We start from the raw sequence: 6,388 nt of genomic DNA, 5'->3' as shown, positions 1-6,388 counted from the left end.
GACGAACGCGGGGGACGGACTGCAGGACGGCTCCCGCCGCGCCGAGGGCCGCCCCGACCAGCAGGCCCGCAGCCAGGCGGGGGATGCGGCTCGCGGCGACGACGGCACCGGTGGTGTCGTCGTCGTGCCCCGTGAGCAGACCGAGGATGTCTGCGGCGCCGACGCTCGAGGTGCCCTGCGTGAGGTGCACGAGGGCGAGGACCACGGTGGCTGCCGCGAGGAGGCCGCCGGCGAGGACCAGGCGCACTCCGGGACGCGGAGCGTCGGCCCGGTCCGGAAGCGGAGCGGGCCTGGTCAGGATCGCCGGCGGCACGGGGCTACTCCGCGGCCTGGGCGGTGGCGGCCTCGACCGCCGCGTCCACGAACTGCTCCATGGAGCTGGGGCCGCCGAAGGTCCACAGGGCGTCGGGGAAGCGCGTCACGTTCCCGGCCTCGACGAACGGCAGGGACTTCCACACCGCGTTGTCCGCGAGCTCGTCCTGGTAGGGGTCGCCGAAGGCGTCGTTGGCGATGTACCAGAAGTCGGTGTCCTCGGGCAGCGCGGTGAGGCCTTCGACGTCGGTCTGCGCGAGTCCGTAGGCGGGATCCCCCTCGAGGGTCCAGGCGCCGGCCAGTCCGAGCTGCCCGAACACGCTGCCCACGAGCGAGCTCTCGGTGAAGGGGCGGATCGAGACGCTGCCGGCATCGGTGTAGGCGTCGGAGAAGGCGACGGGGGTGCCTGCGGCGCCGGCGTCCTCGATGGCGGCCTTGCCCTCGGCGACCTTGGCCTCGAACGAGGACTTCAGCTCGGCGGCCTGGTCCTCGGTACCGGTGACCGTGGCGATCAGGTCGAGGTTCTCGAACATCTGGCCGATGTTGTCGGTGGCGTCGCCGCCGGGGATCACGACGACGGGGACGGTCTTCTCGATCTGTTCGATCGCGCCCTCGACGAGCTGGTCGGTCACGATGACGACGTCGGGCGTGAGGGACACGAGCGTGTCGATGCTGGGCTCGCCGCGCACGCCGACGTCGGTCACGGTGTCGTCCAGCGCCTCGGCGCTGACCCACTGGGCGTAGCCCTCGACGTCAGCGGCGCCGACCGGCATGACGCCGAGGGCCACGAGGTTCTCCATGGCGTTCCACTCCGTTGCGACCACGCGCTCGGCCGGACCGTCGAGGGTGATCTCCTTGCCGCGGGCGTCGGTGACCGTGATGGTCTCCCCCGCCGCCGCGTCCTCGGAGGGGGCGCTGCCGGCGGCCTCCTCGGTGGTGCCGCAGGCGGTCAGGGAGAGCAGGGCCACCGCTGCGAGGGCAGCGAGGATCTTCGGTTGTGTCATCGGTTTCATTTCTCTCGGTGGCGCGGGCTGCGCCGTGGGGGATCAGGAAGCGGAGAGGGCGGCGGTGCTCGGTGTGTTGTGCCGTCCGACGGCGCGCGTGTGCACCGCGCCGTCGCGGACGGTGACGTCCACACGGACGCCGTAGGCACGGGACAGGTTCTCGGCGGTGAGGACGTCCACGGGGGTGCCCTGCGCCATCACGGCACCGTTCTCGAGCAGCACCACGTGGTCCGCGATGGCTGCGGCCTGGTCGAGGTCGTGGAGGACGACGCCGACGGTCACGCCGTGGTCGGTCGCCAGGTCGCGGACCACATCGAGGATCTCCACCTGGTAGCGCAGGTCGAGGTAGGTGGTGGGTTCGTCGAGGAGCAGCACCCCGGTGTCCTGGGCGAGGCAGCTCGCCAGCCAGACGCGCTGGATCTGACCGCCGGAGAGCGCGGCCACGGGACGGTCGGCGAGTTCGGCGGTGCGGGTGAGCGCGAGGGCTTTCTCGACGGCCGCGGTGCCCCGGGGGTCCTGCCCGGTCCAGCGGCTGCGGTGCGGGTGGCGGCCGAAGGTGACGACCTCCCGGACGGTGAGGCCGCCGGGGACGGGACGGCTCTGGGCGAGCAGGGCGATGGTGCGCGCGAACGCCCTGGGGGAGAGTGCGAGGAGGTCGGCGCCGTCCTCGAGGGTCACCGCCCCGGCGTCGGGTGCGTGCAGCCGTGCGATGGTGCGCAGGAGGGTGGACTTGCCGCTGCCGTTGGGGCCGATGAGCGCGGTGACCGTGCCGGGTTCCAGGTCGAAGGAGACGGCCTCGACGACGCGCCGGCTCCCGTAGGAGATGGCCAGCTCCGAGACGGAGAGCAGTGGCGTGGCGGGGCGGTCATCGAGGGGCACGACCTCAGGTTAGGTTCTCCTAACCAGGAGTGCAAGAAATAACGTCACATGGGCGTGTGCTAATTCGGCTGCAGCCGTCCCGTCGGGTCGTAGCGGCGTCAGGTGCTGCCCGGCTGGAGCGCGTCGACGGCGTCCAGGACAGCGAGCGCCGGCAGGTCGGCCACGGCGGCGACGACGGCCAGTGACTCCCCGCTGCTGACCGCCGAGGCGACGGCGACCTGGAGTTCAGCCGGCGGGAACGGATCCACGACGGGATGCGCGCCGGTGGCGGGACTGCTGGATCGCACTGCTGCGACAACCCGTTCCAAATGGTCCGCACTCATGATGTCTCCCGTCGCGTCGTTGCACTTCAGTCTCACCCTCGTGCACGAGCCTGGGAAATCGCGGCACACGAGCTGGAAGCACTTGCGGGCAGGCACTGAAGTGTGCGGACGGCGGGTTGGTGTCGGCGTCGCATGCGATGTATCACCGGGAGGCGGCTCGGGCGCGCGGTGCCGGCGCCCTAGGTGGCGAGCGACTTCCCGTCCGTGTCGAGGTAGTCACGCCAGGACCGCTTCGGAACCCAGCCGAGCATCCTCTGCGCCTTCGCACTGGAGATGCCCGAGGCGTCCTTCCGGTCCAGCTCGCGCAGCTCGATGGCGTCGCCGTAGTACTTCGCAAGCGACTCGGCGAAGTCGTGCCCGCCGACGTTGTCCGGCGACGCGATGTAGAAGACCTCGTGGCCGGGCAGGTCGGACCCGGTCGCGAGCACGATGGCGTCGGCGAGGTCGTAGGCGTCGATGTAACTCCACAGGTTCGGGCTCAGCACCGAGGCGTCACGGACCTGGGGGCCGAGGTTGGTCTCGTAGTTGCCCTCGTACTGCACCCAGCAGGGCCGGATGGAGATGCAGCGGATGTCCGACCGCGCGACGGCGGCGTCCATCAGCTGCTCGCCGAAATGCTTGGAGAGGGCGTACGGGTCCTGCGGGTGGACCGGGTGCTCCTCGTCGACGGGAGCATAGTCCGGCAGGAAGTCCCGCTCCGGGAAGAAGAATCCGGGCACGGTCTCGCTCGAGATGTAGACGAACCGCTTCACGCCGAACCGGATGGCCGCCTCGAGCACGTTGAAGGTGGCCATGAGGTTGGTCTGGAAGACGACGTGCGGCGGGTGGCCGGTCGGCTCGGGGATCGCGGCGACGTGCACCACGGCCTCCGCCCCGTGCACGACGGCGTAGGCCTGGCCGGCGTCGGTGAGGTCCGCCATCGTGTACTTCGGCGTGCCCTCGGGCTTCCGTTCGTACCCGGGGCGCGTCAGGTCGGTGGTCCTGACCTCGTGGCCGGCGGCGATCATCGCCTGCGTCACGGCTCGGCCCACTTTTCCGTGGGCGCCGGTGATGAGGACCTTCATGAGTGTTCTCCTTGGGGTAGGTCGCTGTCAGCCAATGTAGCGGACGTCCGGTCCTGCGCCCGGTCAGGCGGGACGCCCTGGCGGCGGCTCAGCAGCGAGAAGCCGAGATGCGGCACCTCGACCGGGATCATCTCGCTTCCGGCCGGCGTGGAGCGGATCCTCTCGCCCACCAGGTACGCACCCGAATTCCCGACGACCACCCGGCCGCTCGCATTGATCAGCGCGGCGTCCCCGGGGATGGCCCGGAGGACGGGCATGAAGATCTCCTCGAGGGTCCGGATCCTGATGTCGCAGCCGGCCACTCCCGCGAACGTCCCGCCCAGCTGGATGGGCGCCGAGTGGGTGAGGATGTATTCGTCCAGCCCGAGGTAGTCGACGTAGGGGCCCCACGAGGTCTGCTCCCCGGTGCGGCTGGCCGAGGCGAAGAAGGGCATGTTCTGGTAGTCGTAGAACCGTTCTCCGCCCGGCGTCAGGTCGAACTCCAGTTTCTCGACGGTGTCCTGGCGTCGGATCCACCACTCGAGGCCGCCGTCGTTGCCCTGGATGGCTTCCGCGGAGAAGATCACTCCCGCTCCGACGACGAAGGGGTGGGCCGCCAGGAACTCTCCGGCCAGCCCCTCGAGGTGTGCGACGTCGCCCGGTGTCAGGCCGAAGGGCCGTGTCCGGTCGGTCCACAGCGCCGCCGTCCGTGCGGCGAAGGCATGGACGTCGACGCCGAGCGCGTTCATCCACGCGGCGATCTCTGCTGCTGCCGTCCGGGCAGGGGCTTGGGCGGTCATGGGCGCTCCTGCCGGCTCGTGGGGTACCCGAGGGACAGTTTGGTGTCCACCAGATGATGGATGTCGTGCCGGATGTGCTCCAGCACCAGTCGCTGGGCGTGCTCGGAGGCGTCGTCCGCGATGGCGCGGGCCAGTGCGAGGTGCTCGGCCGCGACCCGCTCCGGATCGCGGGTCGACGGCAGGGGCGCCCACAGGGCCTGGACGATCTCGGCCTGCAACCGGATCTCCGCGTTCGTCAGCCGCGGGGACTGGGCCAGGACCGCCAGCTCGATGTGGAACCGGCTGTCGGCACGTGCACGCGCTTCCGGTGTGTCCGACAGGGCGAGGCCCCGGGCGAGTTCCAGGAGCCTGCCCACCTCGTGGGGTTCGGCCCGTTCGCAGGCGAGCCTCACCGTTGCGGCCGCGATCGCGGCATGCTCGTCGCCGACATCGCGGATCTCGGCGATGGAGGTCTCCTGGAACCATGACCTCATCGCCTCCTCCGAGGTGAAGGGCTGCCGAAGGATGAACGTCCCACCGCTGCGTCCCCGCCGGGTGGCGACGATTCCCTGCTGCCGGAGGTCGGACAGTGCTTCCCGGAGGGTGGACGGTGCCACGCCGAACATCTCCGACAGGGCCGTCTCCGGGGGGAGCCGCTCGCCGACCTTCAGCAGGCCCAGGGAGATCGCCTTGGAGATCCTGTCCACGATGGCCCCGGAGCGCTCGGTCTCCGGCAGAGACCGGTAGACGTGGGCCTGGAAAGCGGTGGTGGGGGCCAAGAAGGGACTCCAAGCAGTGGAAGGACAGCACTAACTGTAGCCGGGCGCGGATCGGAACGACCGATGGACGCACGAAATCCGACGGAAACATAGGTTATGTCATCGTGGTTCCCAAGTTCCTGCCGGATAGAGCCGCCAGTTGAGGGTGATCGACCGGTCATTGCGATTTAAAACATTTGAAACTATAGTTTTTGCGACGTGGTCCAGCTCACACGAGCGCCAGGGGGCCCGAAGAGAAGGAATCCGATGCGTGTAGAAAGTACGGAACCGCCCAGCGGGTCGATCGCGGACCAGGACGCCGAGCACCTCGCCAGCCTCGGCTACTCCTACGAGAGGCAGTTCAAGCGGGAGATGACGTTCTGGGGGAACGTCTCGCTGGGGTTCACCTACCTGTCGCCGGTCGTCGCCGTGTACTCCCTGTTCGCGGCGTCGCTGGGCGTTGCCGGGCCGCCGATGTTCTGGTCCCTCGTGATCGTCGGCATCGGACAGCTCCTCGTCGCCACGGTCTTCGGGGAGGTCGTCGCGGCGTACCCGGTGGCCGGCGGGGTCTACCCCTGGTCCCGGAGGCTGTGGGGCCGCAAGTGGGGCTGGATGAACGGCTGGGTCTACCTGGTGGCGCTCCTGACCACCATCGCCAGCGTCGCCTACGGGGCGGGGCCCTTCCTCAGCACCCTCGTGGGCATGGCCAACACCGTCGATTCCGTCATCATCTGCGGCCTCGTGGTCATCGCTCTGGCCACGGTCCTGAACCTCGGCGGAACCAGGGTCCTGAACACCGTGGCGATGATCGGCCTCCTGGCCGAACTCGGCGGCGCACTGGCCGTGGGGAGCTGGCTGCTGCTGACGGCCCGCCACCACGACCTCGGCGTCCTGTTCCAGTCCTTCGGCGCGGGGGAGGGCAGCAACTACTTCGTGGCGTTCGCTGCCGCGGGCCTCATCGGCATCTTCCAGTACTACGGCTTCGAAGCCTGCGGCGACGTGGCGGAGGAAGTCCCCAACCCCGGCCGCACCATCCCCAAGGCCATGAGGATGACCATCTACATCGGCGGCTTCGCCGCGATGTTCGTCTGCCTGTCCCTGATCCTCGCCGTCCCCGACTTCGCCGCCGTGATCTCCGGCGCCGACACGGACCCCGTCGGCAACATCCTCCTCTCCGCCTTCGGACCGATCGGCTTCAAGGTCGTCCTCGCCGTCGTCCTGGTCTCCTTCCTCTCCTGCGTGCTGAGCCTGCAGGCCGCCACCTCGCGCCTGGCCTACTCGATGGCCCGC

Annotated in this window: 8 protein-coding genes; 1 reads left to right on the top strand and 7 read right to left on the bottom strand. The window is 69.6% G+C overall.

Annotated elements, in window-relative coordinates:
- The 7 genes from CVO76_RS10120 to CVO76_RS10090 form a co-directional block, all read right to left on the bottom strand.
- Nucleotides 1-313, bottom strand: a 313-nt coding sequence (locus CVO76_RS10120; protein ID WP_208739150.1) for an iron chelate uptake ABC transporter family permease subunit, incomplete at its 3' end; no start/stop codon positions are given.
- Nucleotides 314-317: 4 nt separating this feature from the next.
- Nucleotides 318-1,316: an ABC transporter substrate-binding protein gene (locus tag CVO76_RS10115; RefSeq protein ID WP_208739149.1), complete on the bottom strand. Its 999-nt coding sequence runs from the start codon at nt 1,314-1,316 to the stop codon at nt 318-320.
- A gap of 42 nt (nt 1,317-1,358) precedes the next feature.
- On the bottom strand, nt 1,359-2,195 hold the full coding sequence (locus tag CVO76_RS10110; protein WP_347876205.1) for an ABC transporter ATP-binding protein: 837 nt from the start codon (nt 2,193-2,195) through the stop codon (nt 1,359-1,361).
- Between the two features lie 98 nt (nt 2,196-2,293).
- Nucleotides 2,294-2,518 carry a hypothetical protein gene (locus tag CVO76_RS10105; RefSeq protein ID WP_133080144.1) on the bottom strand — a complete coding sequence of 75 codons (225 nt, stop codon included), beginning with the start codon at nt 2,516-2,518 and terminating at the stop codon, nt 2,294-2,296.
- A 179-nt stretch (nt 2,519-2,697) separates the two neighbouring features.
- Nucleotides 2,698-3,582, bottom strand: coding sequence for an NAD-dependent epimerase/dehydratase family protein (locus CVO76_RS10100; RefSeq protein WP_208739148.1), 885 nt, complete (start codon nt 3,580-3,582; stop codon nt 2,698-2,700).
- Nucleotides 3,579-4,361, bottom strand: coding sequence for a cache domain-containing protein (locus tag CVO76_RS10095; RefSeq protein ID WP_208739147.1), 783 nt, complete (start codon nt 4,359-4,361; stop codon nt 3,579-3,581). The genes CVO76_RS10100 and CVO76_RS10095 overlap by 4 nt, the downstream gene beginning before the upstream one ends.
- Nucleotides 4,358-5,119: a FadR/GntR family transcriptional regulator gene (locus CVO76_RS10090; protein WP_133080147.1), complete on the bottom strand. Its 762-nt coding sequence runs from the start codon at nt 5,117-5,119 to the stop codon at nt 4,358-4,360. The genes CVO76_RS10095 and CVO76_RS10090 overlap by 4 nt, the downstream gene beginning before the upstream one ends.
- Before the next feature lie 246 nt (nt 5,120-5,365).
- Here CVO76_RS10090 and CVO76_RS10085 point away from each other — a divergent pair.
- The coding region (locus CVO76_RS10085; protein ID WP_208739146.1) for an APC family permease at nt 5,366-6,388 on the top strand (1,023 nt) is incomplete at its 3' end.

It is taken from the genome of Arthrobacter agilis, assembly GCF_002953615.1.
GTDB classification, from domain to species: Bacteria; Actinomycetota; Actinomycetes; order Actinomycetales; family Micrococcaceae; genus Arthrobacter_D; species Arthrobacter_D agilis_B.
The sequence above is the reverse complement of the archived record's forward strand: the minus strand, read 5'-3'. Positions and strand labels throughout refer to the sequence as shown.